This window comes from Fortiea contorta PCC 7126, assembly GCF_000332295.1.
Taxonomy (GTDB): domain Bacteria; phylum Cyanobacteriota; class Cyanobacteriia; order Cyanobacteriales; family Nostocaceae; genus Fortiea; species Fortiea contorta.
On the sequence record NZ_KB235930.1, the window covers coordinates 3,424,153 to 3,442,674 of the forward strand.

16 protein-coding genes are annotated in these 18,522 nt (G+C 40.9%); 9 read left to right on the forward strand and 7 right to left on the reverse strand.

The genetic code is table 11. The features are described 5' to 3' along the window. Positions 1–73: 73 nt before the first annotated feature. Both MIC7126_RS0115780 and MIC7126_RS0115785 read right to left on the reverse strand, forming a co-directional pair. The gene (locus MIC7126_RS0115780) at positions 74–2,152 is read right to left on the reverse strand and encodes a S9 family peptidase (RefSeq protein WP_026100303.1); all 2,079 of its coding nucleotides are present in this window, start codon (positions 2,150–2,152) and stop codon (positions 74–76) included. 197 nt (positions 2,153–2,349) lie between these two features. After that, positions 2,350–3,090: a hypothetical protein gene (locus MIC7126_RS0115785; protein WP_017654129.1), complete on the reverse strand. Its 741-nt coding sequence runs from the start codon at positions 3,088–3,090 to the stop codon at positions 2,350–2,352. 116 nt (positions 3,091–3,206) lie between these two features. On the opposite strand from MIC7126_RS0115785, the gene hemE reads away from it, so the two are divergent. From hemE to MIC7126_RS0115810, 5 genes are all read left to right on the forward strand, one after another. Further along, a complete protein-coding gene (gene hemE, locus MIC7126_RS0115790; protein WP_017654130.1) occupies positions 3,207–4,259 on the forward strand; it encodes a uroporphyrinogen decarboxylase in 1,053 nt (350 codons plus the stop codon). A gap of 217 nt (positions 4,260–4,476) precedes the next feature. Then, positions 4,477–5,430 carry an NAD-dependent epimerase/dehydratase family protein gene (locus MIC7126_RS0115795; protein ID WP_017654131.1) on the forward strand — a complete coding sequence of 318 codons (954 nt, stop codon included), beginning with the start codon at positions 4,477–4,479 and terminating at the stop codon, positions 5,428–5,430. Between the two features lie 101 nt (positions 5,431–5,531). Beyond that, positions 5,532–7,115 (forward strand): B12-binding domain-containing radical SAM protein, encoded by a 1,584-nt coding sequence (locus MIC7126_RS0115800; RefSeq protein ID WP_017654132.1) that lies wholly within the window; start codon positions 5,532–5,534, stop codon positions 7,113–7,115. Between the two features lie 159 nt (positions 7,116–7,274). After that, the gene (locus tag MIC7126_RS0115805; RefSeq protein ID WP_017654133.1) at positions 7,275–7,565 is read left to right on the forward strand and encodes a nucleotidyltransferase family protein; all 291 of its coding nucleotides are present in this window, start codon (positions 7,275–7,277) and stop codon (positions 7,563–7,565) included. After that, entirely contained in the window at positions 7,562–7,897 is a 336-nt protein-coding gene (locus MIC7126_RS0115810; RefSeq protein ID WP_017654134.1) for a HepT-like ribonuclease domain-containing protein, read from the forward strand. The genes MIC7126_RS0115805 and MIC7126_RS0115810 overlap by 4 nt, the downstream gene beginning before the upstream one ends. Here MIC7126_RS0115810 and MIC7126_RS30505 read toward each other — a convergent pair. Then, positions 7,864–8,001 (reverse strand): hypothetical protein, encoded by a 138-nt coding sequence (locus tag MIC7126_RS30505; RefSeq protein WP_154655900.1) that lies wholly within the window; start codon positions 7,999–8,001, stop codon positions 7,864–7,866. The two genes, MIC7126_RS0115810 and MIC7126_RS30505, sit on opposite strands and share 34 nt — an antisense overlap. Positions 8,002–8,495: 494 nt before the next feature. On the opposite strand from MIC7126_RS30505, the gene MIC7126_RS28640 reads away from it, so the two are divergent. Continuing rightward, a complete protein-coding gene (locus MIC7126_RS28640; protein ID WP_017654135.1) occupies positions 8,496–9,074 on the forward strand; it encodes a hypothetical protein in 579 nt (192 codons plus the stop codon). A gap of 255 nt (positions 9,075–9,329) precedes the next feature. On the opposite strand, the gene MIC7126_RS0115820 is transcribed toward MIC7126_RS28640, so the two are convergent. Beyond that, the gene (locus MIC7126_RS0115820; RefSeq protein WP_040629813.1) at positions 9,330–10,220 is read right to left on the reverse strand and encodes a carbohydrate ABC transporter permease; all 891 of its coding nucleotides are present in this window, start codon (positions 10,218–10,220) and stop codon (positions 9,330–9,332) included. A gap of 72 nt (positions 10,221–10,292) precedes the next feature. Here MIC7126_RS0115820 and MIC7126_RS0115825 point away from each other — a divergent pair, with 72 nt between their 5' ends. The 3 genes from MIC7126_RS0115825 (at position 10,293) to MIC7126_RS0115835 (ending at position 14,507) form a co-directional block, all read left to right on the forward strand. Further along, on the forward strand, positions 10,293–10,865 hold the full coding sequence (locus MIC7126_RS0115825) for a hypothetical protein (RefSeq protein WP_017654137.1): 573 nt from the start codon (positions 10,293–10,295) through the stop codon (positions 10,863–10,865). A gap of 63 nt (positions 10,866–10,928) precedes the next feature. Then, positions 10,929–11,570, forward strand: coding sequence for a phosphoribosylglycinamide formyltransferase (gene purN, locus MIC7126_RS0115830; RefSeq protein ID WP_017654138.1), 642 nt, complete (start codon positions 10,929–10,931; stop codon positions 11,568–11,570). Positions 11,571–12,527: 957 nt separating this feature from the next. Continuing rightward, complete coding sequence (locus MIC7126_RS0115835) at positions 12,528–14,507, forward strand: putative bifunctional diguanylate cyclase/phosphodiesterase (RefSeq protein ID WP_017654139.1); 1,980 nt, start codon at positions 12,528–12,530, stop codon at positions 14,505–14,507. 39 nt (positions 14,508–14,546) lie between these two features. Here the strand turns inward: MIC7126_RS0115835 and MIC7126_RS0115840 are convergent, their stop codons facing one another. From MIC7126_RS0115840 to MIC7126_RS0115850, 3 genes are all read right to left on the reverse strand, one after another. Further along, on the reverse strand, positions 14,547–16,079 hold the full coding sequence (locus MIC7126_RS0115840) for a peptidoglycan-binding protein (protein WP_017654140.1): 1,533 nt from the start codon (positions 16,077–16,079) through the stop codon (positions 14,547–14,549). Positions 16,080–16,260: 181 nt separating this feature from the next. Then, positions 16,261–16,767 (reverse strand): SH3 domain-containing protein, encoded by a 507-nt coding sequence (locus tag MIC7126_RS0115845; RefSeq protein WP_017654141.1) that lies wholly within the window; start codon positions 16,765–16,767, stop codon positions 16,261–16,263. A gap of 130 nt (positions 16,768–16,897) precedes the next feature. After that, positions 16,898–18,409, reverse strand: a complete 1,512-nt coding sequence (locus tag MIC7126_RS0115850) for an AAA family ATPase (RefSeq protein ID WP_017654142.1) — start codon at positions 18,407–18,409, stop codon at positions 16,898–16,900. Positions 18,410–18,522: the final 113 nt, after the last annotated feature.

Below are 18,522 nucleotides of genomic sequence, written 5' to 3' on the forward strand. Positions count from 1 at the left end.
ATTCGCAATACTTTGTAGAGACGTTGTATTGCAACATCTCTACTATCTCAACCTTTATTTGCACAAATGTGCATCAAGTACCAACATTTCCCAAACCTAATCTATCCAAAATAAACGTATACTCAAAAGCAATTTCTCGGATGCTTTCATAACGCCCGGAAGCGCCACTATGTCCCGCACCCATATTGATTTTCAGCAACAAAATGTGATCGTCTGTTTTCAATTCTCGTAATTTGGCTGTCCATTTTGCTGGTTCCCAATATTTGACACGGGAGTCATTTAAGCCAGCGGTAATTAGCAAATCTGGGTAAGCTTTCGCTTCTACGTTATCGTATGGTGAGTAAGATTTCATGTATTCATAATAAACTTGCTCGTTGGGATTTCCCCACTCTTCCCATTCTATTGCTGAGAAGGGTAAGGAAGTATCTAAAATAGTCGTGAGGACATCTACAAATGGGACGTAGGCGACTACTGATTTGAATAATTCCGGACGCATATTGATGACTGCTCCCATCAATAAACCGCCCGCGCTTCCACCAGTAATTGCAAGGCGATCGCTATTTGTCCAGCCATCAGCAATTAAATATTCAGCACAAGCGATAAAATCTGTGAAGGTGTTTTTTTTCTGCAATAGTTTACCGTCTTCGTACCATTTTCGCCCCATTTCTTCCCCACCACGAATGTGAGCAATGGCGAAAATTACGCCCCTGTCTAATAGTGATAGGCGACTGGAGGAAAAGGTTGCAGAATAAGCATAGCCATAGGCTCCATAGCCGGTGAGCAACAAGGGATTTTGTCCATCTTTTTTAATTCCCTTTTTGTACACAATAGATATGGGAACCTGCGTTCCATCTTGAGCGATCGCTATTAACCACTCGCTTTGATAGTCGGTTTTATTGTAACCACCAAGCACTTCTGTTTCTTTTTTCAACTCCCGTTGATGGGTTTCCATATTGTAATCAAATACAGATTGCGGTGTGATGAAAGAAGTGTAATGAAAACGCAAAATGGTAGTATTAAATTCTGGGTTATTACCTTCGGAAAATTCATATGTTGGCTCAGGGAAGGTAATATTATTTTCTGCTGCTGTCGAGAGGTTTCGCACTCTGGCTGTTTGCAATCCTCCTTTGCGTTCGTAAATAACTAAATGATTAGCAAAGAGGCTAATTCCTGATAGCAATACCTCTGGTTGATGAGGAATTATAGTTTGCCAATTTTGTTTAGCTGGGTTAGCTACAGCAGTTTTCATCAATTTAAAGTTGATGGCTTCTTCATTGGTGATGATATAAAAGTCATCATTGTGATGGTCAATGCTATACTCTATACTTGTGGTTCTAGGTTGGAATAATTGCCACTTACTATGAGGTTTATTCGCTTCTAAATAGTGAATTTCTGTGGTGATACTACTTTGCAATGTTAGCAAAATATATGCTTGACTGCGAGTTTTATCGACATACAAATGGTAAGAGTCGTCTGGTTCTTCAAAAACTAGGATATCTTCAGCGATCGCTGTTCCTAAAGTGTGCCTATACAACTGGTAAGGACGGTTAGCAGCATCGATTTTAGTGTAGAAAACCGTTTGGTTATCATTAGCCCAGGCGAAAGAGAAATAAGTGTCAGGAATACTCTCTGAGTACAACTGATGTGTGTTCAGGTCTAGAAAAAATAGGGTGTATTGTTCAGAACCGCTGGTATCAACTGAATAAGCTAATATTTGATGATTGGGGCTAATATCAAATATGCCTAAACTAAAGAATTCGTGCTCTTTTGCTAGTTGATTTTCATCTAACAATACTTCCTCTGTAGCGGCTAGACTACCTTTTTTGCGACAATAAATCGGATAAGCTTTGCCTTCTTCAGTGCGTGAATAGTAGTAATAATCATCCTTGCGGTATGGTACCGATAAATCTGTTTCTTTAATTTTCGAGAGCATCTCCTTGTAGAGCTTGGTCTGCAGCGCTTCTGTATGCTCCATCATGGCTGCAGTGTAGGCGTTTTCTGCTTCCAAGTAGGCGATGACTTTGGGGTTGTCGAGATCGCGCATCCAAAAATAGTTGTCGATGCGGCAATCGCCATACAACTCTAAAACTTCTGGCTGTTGTTCAGCAACCGGAGCTTTAGCGGTATTTTTTACTACTTGCTCTTTATTCATATTTTTTGCTTTATTCATAGTATTGTAATTTTGAACACTGATAACTAATAAACGCTGAGTGCTATTGGAGGGGAAATAAAGTTGCTGTTCAAAGTTGATAAAATACTTACTAAGTAAACATTTTCCAACTTTTGGTTCCAGCCAGAGTGGTAAAAGTTGCGGTTAATAAATTCAGTGATTTTACATAGTAATACTAGTTACTTAAAATGATTGAAAAATTTTAATTTGGGAAGATAATTTTTTTTCAAAGTACATAAACTAATCGCAGGTACAACTCCTAGGATAACTGGTGTGAGACATTGTTCACTCCAATACAATATCGAAGTTCGGTTAGCTACAGGAAGAAAATCTTGTAAAAGAGATAGTAACCAAATTAAAAGGCTAATAAAGAAAAAAGAAATTACAGGAATAAAATTCCACCACCATGTACCTGTAGTATATTTTCGTAACACCAGCCATTGACAAAAGCCTAAGAAAATTCCTGAGAGAATATACGAAACAGTTGACAAAAAGCCCAAAATAACGATTACTTCAGGTGATGAAGTAACATGTAAAGATGAAGCAATGGCTAAAATGTATTTAATCCAGGCGGTAGAAACACCATTGGCAATCAGCCAACCTGCAGCAGTAGCCAGTATCCACCGTCTAGTTGATAGATAGGGACGCAAAACAAGGGCTTGATCAGCGGCGAAAATCACAGCAAAGACCACGTTGCACAGGAAACTGTTGAGAGATTTACCAAAAGACAAATCTAGGTAAGTGAGGGCATTTTCTAGACCTAAACTAGCAACACCACCCACAACCCATCCCAATAACGTCATTAAGGTAAATTGGATGAGGAGCCGCCGACATTGAGAACGCGGGATGAAAAATTTTCTGTCTTCAGAATAGTTTTGATCAATGGCAGAATGAGCAGGATGATGAGAGTTGCTATGCATATGAAGTTAAATTAAGCAGTAACTATTAGTTTTTGAGGTGAGGTATCCGCAAAAGCGTAATCTCAGAATGATAAGCTAAACAGTGGCATAAAAAAGTGACTTAGGATGAAGTGTAAATGGGTGTTTCCTCAACAGATCCTCATCTCCTCCGGGTAGCTAAAGGTGAAATATTAGACCGTCCCCCGGTATGGATGATGCGACAAGCGGGAAGATATATGAAAGCGTATCGAGATTTAAGGGAAAAGTATCCTTCATTTCGTGATCGCTCAGAAATTCCCGAAGTAGCCATCGAAGTTTCTCTGCAACCCTGGCGAGCATTCCAACCAGACGGAGTGATTTTATTTTCTGACATTGCGACTCCCTTACCTGGCTTGGGAATTGAAATGGACATTGCGGAAGGCAAAGGGCCAATCATTGACTCGCCCATTCGTACTCAAGCCCAGATTGATAGTCTGCGTCCCCTAGAACCAGAAACGGCTCTACCATTTATTAAAACGATCTTGCAGGCGTTGCGTCAGGAAGTAGGTAATCAATCAACGGTATTAGGATTTGTAGGTGCACCGTGGACTTTAGCTGCTTACGCAGTCGAGGGTAAAGGTTCTAAAACCTACTCAGTGATCAAGAATATGGCGTTCTCAGAGCCAGCAGTTTTAGATCAACTGTTAACTAAATTAGCAGATGCGATCGCTGTTTATGTCCGTTACCAAATTGACTCCGGTGCTCAAGTCGTCCAAATGTTCGATTCTTGGGCAGGTCAATTGAGTCCCCAAGATTATGACACCTTCGCCCTCCCCTATCAACAACGGGTTTTCCAACAAGTCAAGCAAACCCACCCCGACACACCTCTAATCTTACTGGTTAGCGGTAGCGCCGGTGTGCTAGAAAGAATGGCACAATCTGGCGCAGATGTCGTCACTGTAGACTGGTCAGTGGATATGGCAGACGCTAGAACCAGATTAGGTAAAGACGTCAAAGTTCAGGGAAATCTTGATCCAGGGGTGCTATTTGGTTCCAAAGCTTTCATCCGCGATCGCATTCTTGACACCGTTCGCAAAGCCGGCAATGGAGGTCACATTCTTAACCTCGGTCATGGTGTATTACCGGAAACTCCAGAAGAAAATGTTGCTTTCTTCTTTGAAACAGCAAAGCAACTGAATGCACTCGTTTAGTTAATGGTCATTTGTCAAAAACTGACCGCAGAAAGGATGAAGGATGAAGTAAGAATTGGTACAAGCCGAGTGGAATCGGTATAGTAATTTCATACTTCATACTTCATACTTCATACTTCATCCTTTAGTTGACCTTTGACTAATTGCAGTTGTTCGTTGTCATCCCCACCACTAATCAAAGTAATTTCCCACAACTAACAACTAAAACTTCAAGTCTATGAGCCAGAAACGAATTTTAGTGACTGGTGCCAGTGGTTGCATAGGTCATTATATCAGCGAAGCCCTAATTCAAGAAACAGACCACGAGCTGTTTCTCTTAGTAAGAAACCCAGATAAACTACAAGTTGATACTCAATTTCGTCCAAATATCACCGTATTGCATGGTGATATGCAAAAAATTAGCCAATTTGCCGAGTTGTTATCAACAATTGATACTGCAGTGTTGACAGCAACTGCTTGGGGCGGTAGTCTGACGTTTGATATTAATGTTTTGAAAACTTTAGAATTAATCAAGCTGCTCAATCCAGATAAATGTGAGCAGGTAATCTATTTTTCCACTGCTAGTGTTTTAGATAGCCACAACCAACCATTAAAAGAAGCAGGGGAAATAGGCACAGATTACGTCCGCTCTAAATATGATTGCTTGCATCAGTTAGCCAGATTACAAATTGCACCGAAAATCACCACAGTTTTTCCCACTTTAGTTTTAGGTGGTGATGCTAAAAAACCATTTTCTCATCTGACGTCTGGTATTCCAGAAGTGACAAAATATATTAATTTGATACGCTTTTTGAGCGCAGATGGCAGTTTTCATTTTATCCACGGGCGAGACATAGCCACCGTCGTTACATATTTAATTGATCATCCTCCCGAAAAAGATGAGCCGCGCCGCTTAGTTTTAGGTCAAACACAGTTAACAGTAGACGAAGCCATAGAACAACTTTGTAGCTATCTCCGCAAAAGAATTTACTTCCGCATCCCCCTATCTTTGTCATTAGCAAATTTGATTATCGCCGTATTTAAAATTCAAATGGCGGCGTGGGATAGATTCTGCATGAATTATCGACATTTTACTTACGATCATGTGATTAATCCTGATAGTTTTGACTTACCAAATTACTGTGCAACCATCAGCGATGTTTTAAAAACTAGTGGTGTTACCAGCGATTAAGATTTGAGTCATTATCAAGAAACAGGAACCTAGCCGAAAGTCAACGAGTCTTAATTTTAGTTAAAGTGGGATAACAATCAAAGTGTGAGGATTGATACTGTATGCGAGTCCTACTGGTGTATCCAATATTTCCTAAAACCTTTTGGTCATACGAAAAAATCTTGGAATTAGTTGACCGTCAGGTTTTGTTACCACCTCTGGGTTTAGTGACAGTGGCAGCAATTTTACCCCAAGAATGGGAATTTAAGCTGGTTGACCGCAACATTCGCCCCGCTACCGAGGCAGATTGGGATTGGGCAGATTTAGTTATTTTCTCGGCAATGATTGTCCAAAAACAAGACTTATTGGAGCAAATCCAAGAGGCTAAAAAACGTGGTAAGTTAGTTGCTGTCGGTGGCCCTTACCCGACATCTGTACCTCACGAAGTGCAAAATGTCGGCGCAGATTTCCTGATTCTAGATGAAGGGGAAATCACCTTACCCATGTTTATTGAAGCAGTTCAACGGGGTGAAACTTCGGGGACTTTCCGCGCTACAGAAAAACCCGATGTCACCACTACACCTATACCCCGCTTTGATTTACTCGATTTTAATGCCTATGACATGATGTCTGTGCAATTTTCGCGGGGTTGTCCCTTCCAGTGCGAATTTTGTGACATCATTGTGCTGTATGGTCGCAAACCCAGGACTAAAACTCCAGCCCAATTATTAGCAGAATTAGACTCCCTTTATGAATTGGGTTGGCGGCGCGGTGTGTTCATGGTGGATGATAATTTTATTGGCAACAAACGCAATGTCAAGTTGTTGCTCAAAGAATTAAAAGTTTGGATGCAAGAACATAATTATCCTTTCCGCTTTGATACTGAAGCTTCCGTTGATTTGGCTCAAGACCCAGAATTGATGGAATTGATGGTAGAGTCTGGTTTTGCGGCGGTGTTTTTGGGAATTGAAACACCAGACGAGGATAGTCTGCAATTAACGAAGAAGTTTCAAAATACGCGGAATTCCTTAGTTGATGCTGTACAAAGTATTATCAAAGCGGGATTGCGCCCAATGGCTGGTTTTATTATCGGCTTTGATGGGGAGAAAGCAGGCGCGGGCGATCGCATTGTCCGATTTGCGGAACAAGCAGCGATTCCTTCCACTACTTTTGCCATGTTACAAGCGCTACCCAACACCGCCCTGTGGCATCGGTTGACAAAGGAAGGGCGATTGCGGGAAAACCAAGACGGTAACATCAACCAAACAACGTTGATGAATTTTATTCCTACCCGTCCCCTCGCAGACATCGCCAGGGAATATATTGAAGCTTTTTGTACTTTATACGACCCAGTGAAATATTTAGACCGCACCTATCGTTGTTTCTTAATGATGGGCGGCCCTAGCTGGCAAGCGCCAGCGAAAATGCCAGAATGGGTAGTGGTGAGAGCGCTGTTAACTGTGATTTGGCGACAAGGAATCAAACGGGAAACCAGATGGAAATTCTGGCATCATCTATTCAGCATCATTAAGCGTAACCCCAAAGTGGCGGAACATTACCTCGCCGCCTGTGCCCACAACGAACATTTCCTCGAATATCGCCAAATTGTGCGCGATCAAATTGAAAGCCAGCTAGCTGAATATTTAGCCCAGGGTGTAGAAATACCTTATGTGCCAGTGACAGAAAAAACTAAGGCGGTAGTTTAGTTAAGCTTGATTATGGGTAAGAGAAACATTACCCATTCTCTCTCAAGAGATTTATGAAAAGCGATCGCACTCTACAGGTAATCAACCACGGGCGATCTGCTCTTAGCAGCAGCGCTTCGCTATCGCATTTATAATTTGCTTACATATTTGTATTGAGTTATGAATATCCATGACATATTGGGAGCCAAACGGGAAGAAATTTTGCAAGTTGCCGCAAAATACGGAGCATATAATATCAGAATTTTTGGCTCAGTAGCCCGTCGTGAAGCTGATGTTAACAGCGATGTTGATTTTTTAGTTGAAATGGAGACAGGACGTAGCCTTTTTGATTTGGGTGGATTATTGATGGAGTTACAAGAAATACTTGGCTGTGAAGTCGATGTTGTCACAGAGAAAGGATTGCGATCGCGCATTCGAGAGCGAGTACTAAATGAGGCAGTTCCGTTGTGAGGGATAATAGTGAAAAGTTGCGCGATATTTTAGAGGCTATCGAACGTATCGACAAGTATGCAGTTCAAGGCCGGAAAGCTTTTGAAGACAACGAACTAATTCAAACTTGGTTTATTCAACACCTACAAATTATTGGAGAAGCATCACGTGTATTATCTGCCGATATTCGTGAGGCCAATCCAGATGTTCCTTGGTCGCAAATGATTGGGATGCGAAACATTTTGACGCATAATTATTTTGAAATCGATTTAGATGTTGTTTGGTTGGTTATTGAACGCGAATTGCCAAAACTTAAGCCTCAAATCGAAGCAATTTTAGAAACATTATCTTGAATATTATATTTGCGATCGCACTCCCAAAAGGCGATCGCACGACACACCCACCCCACAATTTCCCGTAGGGGCGGGGTTTTCCCGCCCTCGCTTGTATTGATCACAACGGTGGTAACTACTATATTTTTGCAAGAGGTCTATTTTTAGAAAATTGTATTAAAGTATCTTATCCAACACTCATAAATTATATTTATTATTAATTAAACAGATGCGTTCGTGCAGAACACAAGTCGTTTCTTGCAGAACGCAAGTCGTTTCGTGCAGAACACAAATCGTTTCGTGCAGAACGCAAGTGCTTTATGTATTTACTCTGTTGATGCCTACGTATGGTCACTAGTGACATTTTTATATGCATTAAGAAACTTTATTTGGCGGTGCGTTAGGCTGAAGCCGTAACACACCCTACTTACTCTACTTGGCTCAAGCGTATTCGGTGGCGTTGTGTAAGACCTGGGTGAGTTTTCGTTTAATAGTTAAATATACGTGATTATATAAGAGTGATTATATACAGATACATCTTTTAGACATATTGCTAGTGTTGTTTTTTTTAATACAATACTACGTGTAAACAACTAAACAATCATTGGAGTATTGTTTAATGAACCTGACTAAAAAACTCAGCATTGCTACCGCTGGGGTAGCTGTGGGACTTGCGGGTGTCGCCATACCTTCTAGCGCCCAAGCTGCACAGTTATTTAATTTTGACTACAGTAGTTCTTCGTTCGGAAGTTTTTCTTTATCTGCTAGTGGAACTTTGACCACTACTGATTTAGATACTGCAACTAATAGGTACACAATCACCGGAATCACTGGAACAAGAACATTTAACGGTACTACAGAAGACATACTCGGACTGATAGCACCAGGTGGTTTTCAAGGAAATAACAACATCTTGTCTGCAAATTATCCGTTTTTAGACGATAATGGCTTCGCTTTTAACGTTGGCAGCGGTGAAGTTAACGTGAATGGCGCTACATTCATGGGCTTATTCTCCCAGTACCTTGATAACACTGATGGCATGGGCTATGTGCTGGACACTTTTAATGTTACCAAAGTCACTAACGCCCAGCCAGTTCCTGAACCCACTACTGTAGCGGCTGCTATTGCTTCTGGTGCTGGCTTGATTGCGGCGCGATTGAAGCGGCGTCAGAAGCAAAAACTTTCCCAAGCAGCATAATTATTTTTAATTATTTTATAGTTATCTACCTAACGGCATCTACCCTTGAAAATGCCTCAGCGTGAATATAATTTTTTTATTCAAACTCTAAGTAAGCTAGTAGGGTGGGCAATGCCCACCCTACTGCGGTTTCCGGAAATTTTTTATATTTAGTTATGGATGTTGTCACGCAGAGGAGGACACTTGCGTGCGGTAGTGGAGGAGTTTGAGCAAAGTGTCCGTCGCGCAGAGGCGCGGGGGGTGGTTGTGATGGTTTTATTTCTCTTCACTCCAAGCCTGTAATTGTAGATATACCAGTATCAACGCCACAGCTAGCAATACTGTGGCTCCTGCGGCTGCGTAACCGAAATCAAATTGACCAAAAGCTTCTTGGTAAATATAATAAACCAGCAAATTTGTAGAATTTAGCGGCCCACCACCGGTGATTACATAAACTTGCTCAAAACTCCGCAATGTAAAAATACCAGTAGTGACTATCACAAATATTAAAGTTGGTCGCAAACCGGGAAGGGTAATGTACCAAAATTGTTGCCAGCTATTGGCGCCATCTAGTTCTGCAGCTTCATAGCGACTGGGAGGAATGGCTTGTAACCCTGCTAAAAACACTACCATATTGAAGCCGATTTGTTTCCAAATACTCAATAAAATTAACACTGGCATAGCCCAAAAAGTATCCCCTAGCCAGGGAATAGATGGTATTCCGAACAGTCCTAAAAAGGCGTTCACTGGGCCAGTGGTTTGAAACAGCCAACGAAACCCCAAACCAGCGGCTACTAGAGAAATAATTGAAGGCAGAAAATAAGCACTCCGCAGTATTCCCCGCCAAGCCAGGGAACGATTTAACAAAACTGCTAGTCCCAGAGGAATGACTAAACTAGGAATGATGGTGGCAACGGTGAAGTAAACTGTGTTAGCGATAACTTGCCAAAAATCTGAGTTCAATAACAATCGCCAGTAATTTTTGAAACCTACGAAGTAAGTACCTGTAGCAGTGAAACTACCAGCAGTAAAACTAAGATAAAACAAATAAGCGATCGGCCACAGCACAAATACACCAAGTAAAATCAATGCTGGAGTCAAAAAAATCCAGGCGGCGATCGCATCGTTATCTAGTACCTGCATCCAAGAGAGGCGGGATGTTTTCATAGCAATGTAAACTATTTAATGGATGTTGGATGTGATTCTACGCAAATTTATTGTTAATATCCTGAAAATCTGATGACTCTATTGCAAACAACTAAAATCGCCCCTTACTTTGGCAAATTTTCTATCCCTAGCAAGATGCTCGCTGCTAGCGTATTTATAGCATTATTAACGGCACTCGACACAACGGTTTTAGCCCAACCTGTCACAGCGCCACAACCAACTCCATCGCCATCAAACCAGTCTACCAGCCCGATAACCCAAAAATTATTGGGGCAATGGCAAGCGAAGGATTTGGAAACTTCAATCACGTTAGCCTTCATTTTCTCCCCAGAGGGCAAATTATTTGTTTTTTCACCCAATGCGCAAACTTCGGTAGCTGTGGAATTTCAATATCGCATTAACCCGACGCCGCAGCCTATGCATTTGGATATTACAGTTCCTAATAAAAAAGAACCTGTTTTAACAATTTTTGAATTTACTGCTAATGGTCAATTAAAGTTGCAATTAGATAACACTGATCCTGGAAAACCTAGACCTGTAACTTTTGCTAAAACGGCGGCTTTATTTACCAAAGTTTCTGATAGTATAAAATTACCTGATAATGTCAAATTAATTACTCCTAAAGCGGGAATTAAAAATCAATAATTTCTGCTTAGTGTTAAAAATAAAGAATGAAAAAATATTCTTATATATTTCACTCGATACTTTATGAGTCAAGATTACCCAAGGGATGCTAGTCTGATTGTCCCCAATATTTCTAGTTACCAAATAACTGCAAATGCTCCCTTAAAGCTGGGAATTATGGCTTCGGGAAATGGAAGTAATTTTGAGGCAATTTTCCAGGCGATCGCTGATGGAAAACTTAATGCCCAAATTCAAGTTTTAATTTATAATAATCCTGGAGCTAAGGCGGCGATCCGGGCTACAAATCGCGGTATAGATGCTTTATTAATCAATCACCGGGACTATCAAAATCGTGAATATTTTGATAAACAAATTGTTGATAAATTGCGACAGTATGATGTGGAATGGGTAATTTTGGCGGGCTGGATGCGGCTATTGACGCCAGTCTTAATTGATGCTTTTGCTGACAAAATTATTAATATTCATCCTAGTTTGTTGCCCAGTTTTAAGGGAATCCGTGCAGTGGAACAAGCTTTAGCCGCAGGGGTGAAAATCGCTGGCTGTACAGCCCATATAGCTTGTTTAGAAATGGATAGCGGGCGAATTTTAGCACAAGCTGCAGTGCCCGTATTCCCAGACGACACACCAGAAACACTCCATGCCAGAATTCAAGTCCAAGAATATCAGATTTTACCACAGGCGATCGCTCTAGCCGCACAATCATAACGCCATCCACGTGCTGTGGGATACTTGCGCCCCATACTGAAGGGATTCATTAAAACTGCGTAAAAAAAGGAGTTAGGGACTGGGTGTTAGGGAAAGACGTTTCTATTGTTTGTGATATCGGCAAGAAAATAAGTTAAATTTATCACTTAAAAATAGTATCAAGTTTTACAAAAGTGCATTTATTGAATTTAATCAGTGTGAAGTTAACATAAAGTCCGGACGGTCAAAAATAAAGCAGTTTAATATATTAGATTTGCTGAATGCAGATTGCTGTCAGCAAAAGTTTTTCCTTAGCCCATAACTTTATAAAATTTGCAGATGGTAGTATGGTATTTAACTGTTCACTTATCTACAATTAATTTTCCCATGCATTTTTCGGTTTTGATTAGCCATGAGCTAAACTCAAAAAAAACATCAATTCAAAGAATTATTGATGCTTGCATCTTTGTGCATTGAAGATAAATTCATGAGAATTTGGTAAGGGTTAAACCCCCTGTTGACAACTATCCTAGACTCTACCTATGGTTGGCGTGGCAACAGTTATATCTTCATAGGTTCTATCATAACATTGACAGATAAACAAACACCTAAAATTTAGTTTTTTTCTCAGTAATCACATGATATAAATAAAATGTTAATCAGAGCAATTAACACTCGTATGTCCAAAGAAACCGCATTTTTTATATATGAAATCAAATTATTTAACACCAAAATAAAAAAGATGTATATTTGGTATTTACTATGTTAAGATGATAAACATAAACTTGAAAAGTCTTACCCAGACTGGCAAGTAACACAGGTTTGCTAATGTTTTATTACTTGCAAGCAAGTTAATTTTTTACACTCTAATTGAAAACTAGGATTTTGCTTTTGAGCTAATAAACTAGTATTACAGTTACTGCACAACCAAAAATATTCCCAGACAAATAGACAATACATACCGTAGCAGAGACTACCATGATATTTTTGATGGTTGGTTTATTCACCTGCTTAGGAGCGCAACTTATTGCTTTACGTATCTGCAATTATCTTTTGCCAAAAATCAGAAACATACTACTAACTAAATTTCAAATTATCCAGCGATTATCTCACAAAGCAATGTTATTAGACAGCGAGGGCAAAAAATACTCGCTTAAAAAACAGACTAATTTAAAAAATAAAATTCCAGAGCGCACCGCCCAATTGTACCAAGAAATTAGAGAACGTCAGCGGATGCAACAAGAACTAGAAAAATCTCTTTCTCTGCAATGGGCAACATTAGAATCTACTGCTGATGGTATTTTAGTAGTAGATATTCAAGGTAATATTACTGGGTTTAATCAAAAATTTCTGAAAATCTGGCGCATCCCTGAATCTCTCATGTCTTCAGGGAATTACAAAGCAGCATTCAGAGTAGCGATGAAGGAGCTAAAAAATCCGCGATATTGTCTTGCTACCGTGAGGGAATTGTCTTTGCACCCAGATGAGCAAATTAATGAAGCAATCGCCTTTAAAGATGGGACAATAGTAGAGCTTTATTCGCAACCACAGCGCCTGGGGAGCAAAATCGTCGGTAGAGTCTGGAGTTTTAGGGATGTCACCGATCAAAAATTAGCAGTAGCTACTATCCGTCATCAAGCCTCACACGATTTATTAACAAATTTACCCAACCGCGAATTTTTCCATCAGCGTCTTGTAGAATCATTGCAGTTAGCACATCAAAATCATCATCAATTAGCTGTTTGCTTTTTAGATTTAGATCGATTTAAAAAAATCAACGATACACTAGGTCATAGAATTGGTGACCAATTGTTGCAAAGTGTTGCTCAACGATTAAAAAAGTGCTTAGGAAGTGCTGACACCCTAGCGCGGTGGGGAGGTGACGAATTTATCTTACTTTTACCAGAAATTAAAGATGTTCATGGTGTCGCCCACATTCAAGAACATATTCTAGCAGCTTTTAAACCAGCATTTAGTATTGAAAATCATTGCTTGCATATCAGCGCTAGTATTGGTGTGGCGCTTTATCCCATCCATGGTGAAGATGCAGAAACCTTAATTAAAAATGCTGACGCGGCGTTGGCTCGCGTCAAGTCTCAAGGGAGAAATAATTATCAATTTTATCACTCTGCTATCACTTCCCAAGCTACCGAATTGTTAATATTAGAAAATAGTTTACACTCGGCTTTGGAGCGGCAAGAATTTGAGGTTTACTATCAACCACAAGTTAATATTACCACAGGAAAAATTACTAAAATTGAAGCCTTGCTACGTTGGAATAGCTTTGATTTAGGGTTAATTCCTCCCGAAAAATTTATTCCCATTGCTGAAGAAACCGGATTAATTATATCCATTGGCGAATGGGTTTTAAAAACTGCTTGCACTCAAAATAAAGCTTGGCAAGAAATGCTAGAATTACCAGCACTTACTGTTGCTGTTAATCTTTCTGCTAGACAATTTCAGCAATCTAATTTAGCTGAAATGGTAGCGCAGATATTATCAGAAACTCAATTAAATCATGAGTGTTTAGAGTTGGAAATTACTGAAAGCGTGGCGATGAAAAATATCAGTTTAACCCAAGCCACATTGAGAGAATTACATAATATGGGCGTGGCTATTTCCATAGACGATTTCGGCACAGGATATTCTTCTTTAAGTTATCTGAAAACCTTTCCGCTCCACGGCTTAAAAATTGATAAGTCTTTTGTACGGGATCTCAGACATGGTAATAATGATGTGGCGATCGCTACTGCTATTATTGCATTAGCTCATGGATTAAATTTGGCAGTTGTAGCAGAAGGGGTAGAAACTGAGGAGCAGAGGAATTTGTTGCAAATTCTCAATTGTGAGTTGATGCAAGGATATCTTTTTAGTCGTCCTCTCTCGGTTGAAGATACCACAAAATTGTTACAAAAATCTCAATCTTGCAGATGTAGTGATTCTTTTTTAGTAGCATAATCACCACATGTTCATAAGGCAAAGAAGATAGCCCAACAGTTAAAAATATTCTACCCTGGCATCAAAACCGTATGAGCGGAGCTTTCTTGAATGACTTTCAGCAGCAGCCCGCTCGCCAAAAGCACCCGCGTTGATATAATCTCCTAAGCCAGACTTCTCGACCACCGAATTAGGTATATACTGACGCACTTTATTGAGTGTATCCGCATTCCGAACGGGGATAATCACCACGTAGCGATTATTATTAGATGAATTGCTGATAGGGGAAGTATTCAAACCTAAAGCTTGCCAAGTTTGCTTATCTACAATCCCTGTAGGATTGAGTCGAGCATACTGCTGGAATGCATACACATAAGCTCTTGTATTTTCCCCAAAATTCCCGTCGGGATTAGCATTAAAAAAGCCTATTTGCAGCAACCGCTCTTGTACTGCTTTGACATTTTCCCCTCTGTCACCGATTGTGAGATAATCTCTATTAGCTTGATTTGTCGTCGCTGATTGAGTTGCATTTCGCTGTTGGGAAACCTGACGCAACGCATTCAAAGCTTGGAGGTCAGCTATACCATCTGCACTGAGTCGATAATCTCGCTGGAATCTACTCAAAGCTTCTGTGGTCATTGAGCCTACATAGCCTGTAGGATTAGTATTTAAATAACCCAAATCCTGCAAATATTGTTGTAGCTCCCTTGCTTGCTCAGTTGATAAGCTAGACGTGACTGCAACTTGGTTTTGACTATTTCCCAATAATGCATTCCAAGTTTGTTGATTAGCCACCCCATTTGCAGGTATCCCAGAGTTGCGTTGAAACGCCATTACAGCATCTCTCGTGACACCGCCAAAATTGCCTGTAGGAGTGGTGGTAAAATAGCCTAACTGCTGCAGACGTTGTTGTAACCTTGTCACAGCCTCTCCCGTACTCCCGACAAACAACACCGGATATTCGCCATTGGCACTAACTGTGCTGAAGTTGGCTTGTCTAGTTGAAGCAGAAATCGTGGTATGATTGCGAACCTGGGCAGATTGCCTGGATCTAGCTAAAGCCTGCTGAGTCTTAGAACCAAAATAGCCTGTAATGGGGCCTTCAAAGTAACCTAATCGCTGTAGGCGCTGTTGTAACCTAGATACCGCTGGGCCTCTGCTACCTAGTTGCAAATTACTGCTACTGTTTCTATTCCCTCTACCTTGACATGACTGTTGCAGTCTGCTTTGAGTATTACCACCGACAACGCCGTCAGCAGGTAATCTATTCGCCTGCTGAAAGTTGATGACAGCTTGCTGTGTTAAGGAAGCAAATTTGCCTGTCACGGGGCCACGAAAGAAACCTAACTTACTCAAACATCTCTGAATATTTGTCACTCCAGAATTATTACTACCTACTTTCTGGAGTGCGAAAGCTTGTTGAGCTACACTCAAAACGCCAATAGTCAACGCCACAGACAAAAAACCCATCGTTGCGGCGCTGGAGAGTTTTCGCCAACGCCAAAATTTGAGATTAACTCGAATAGGAACAACCTCAAGGTTTTCAGATGCCTCGTATACTGAGGCGAGATGAAGATAACCGATGGCTTCCATAGTTTTTTTAGTCTGCGGGTGCTAAAAGTTTTCTCGTGGTCAATGATCTACCAAGCTAGTTCTTGATTGACATCGGCAGAATTACTGCTTTTTCGAGTACTAGAAAACTTTGTCCCCAGTATACTATGGACAACGGTAACTAGAAACATTTATCTAGTGGCAATTTCCGGAAAATAACTGACTATTGTGGTTGATTAGGTGCGCTTTCTTCTGCTTGCTCCTCAAAGCGTTGAGTATTACCTGCTTTCACCCAACCTTCTTGTTTGCTGTCTTCAACACGGACTTTTTGCCAAACTTTATCCTGGCTTTCTTCCAAGATAATAACTTTTTGATTAAAAGCAACGCCACCAACACGGGCCGCATCTTGTTGTGGTTCCGCTCGCAAACCTAAACCTTGAGGCCAAGTTACTATCCCGCGATAAGCTCCTGGTGGTAATTTTTCGGTTTTAGGTGATGGTGTGGGAGTGGGGGTTGGTGAGGATTGCGGCTGAGGGTTTTTTTTTGCTTGTGCTTGAGTTGCTTTGGGAGCTTTGGGTTTAGTAGGGGGGTAATCGTTGCTAAACGTTGGTTTAGTGGGGGGCGTAGCAGTGCGATTCACAAAATAGAGTGCTGTGGCGAGTCCGCTCCCGATTAAAATAGCGATCGCTAAGAATACTCCCAAGATAAATTTTAGTAAGCTAGAAAACATGTTTCTAATTTGTCATCAATAATCATTTGTCATTTGTTATTTGTGATTGGTCATTGGTCATTTGTCAAGTCTAATCTCCCTAAATTTTTAATCAGTCCTGCACTTAGTACAAGTACCCTTTGCCCAATCATCACATCTGCTGTTGGATGCGATTGCTTAAAGGACTGTGTTTGGAGGCTAGACGCGCTCTCCCCGCTGCAGCCCATTCTTGTAGTTGTTGTATCTGTTCGCCTGCTGTGCGCGCCAAGGGAATGATTTGACTAGCGGCGGCTAAAATGTCATCGTTAGTAAAGTCCCGATTTTGACTAAAGCCTATATGCATAGCTTCAATTAAAGTCTGCTCAATCTCTGCACCAGAAAAATCTGGGGTTTCATAAGCTAATCGGTCAAGTTCATAACTTTTCAAGTTATGGGGGCGTAATCGGGATAAATGAACACTAAAAATTGCTTTCCTTTCTTCTTGGGTAGGTAAACCGACGAAGAAAATTTCATCAAATCGCCCCTTGCGGAGCATTTCTGGTGGTAAAGCTTGGATATCATTAGCTGTGGCGACGACAAACACAGGTGAGGTTTTTTCAGCTAACCAAGTAATAAATGTACCAAATACTCGGCTAGCGGTACCTGCATCACCCTTGCTACCCAATCCAGAAAAAGCTTTATCGATTTCATCAATCCACAACACGCAAGGTGCTAAGGCTTCCGCAACTTGAATCATTTGGCGAGTCCGAGATTCTGATTCTCCTACCAACCCACCAAATAACCGCCCAACATCTAAACGTAGTAGTGGTAAATGCCAATGATGAGCGATCGCTTTTGCTGTTAAAGATTTGCCTGTACCTTGAATACCCACTAACATTAAACCACGAGGGTGTGGTAATCCGTACTGGCGAGCTTTTTCTGTGAAGGAGCCACCCCGACGGACTAACCAATCTTTGAGGTTATCCAGCCCACCGATATCAGAAATTTGCTCAATAGCGGGGTAAAAATCGAGGATTTGGGTTTGGCGGATAGTTTGACGCTTTTCGGCTAATACTAAATCTACATCTTCTGGCTGCAATTCGCCATGAGTTGCGATCGCTCTTGCTAAAACTCGGCGAATTCTCTCCATTGACAACCCTTGACAAGAACGCACCAAATCATCTAAAACTCTCCCAGATAAAGAGTTCCCCGTTGCTTGTAACAAACGTTCCACTTCTGTCTTAATTTCTGCAGCTGCGGGTAAAGGAAACTCAACCACCGTCAACACTTCGCTTAAATCGTCAGGAATCGCCATTTTTGGCGACAGCAAAATAATATTTTTCGGCTGAGACTTCAGCAGTCGGGAGAGGTTGCGGAGTTTGCGCGAAATTGCCACATCATCTAAAAAACGATGATAATCTCTTAAAATCAAAACTGCAGCTGATGTAGCTGGTAATTTTTCAATAAATTCCAGAGCTTGTAGTGGGTTACGCCGCCCAAACCCTGCATCATTGGGATTACCTTGATAACCGTCAACAAAATCCCAAGTATATACAGCACGATTACCCTGGTTGATTGCTTCTTCTTTGATAGCTGCTTCCACCCGCTCCTCTTCAAAAGTAGGAATATAAATCAAGGGATAGCGGGCACGGATTAGCAGTTTAAATTCTTCACGAAAGTTCATAAACTTGATGAATAGGGAAGAATGGGGGAAGAGCAGGTAAGAGTGATGCTTTTAGGAGTGTAAATATACTCATGACTAGTTCGTCAACCACAAATAGCATCCACAGCGATTGA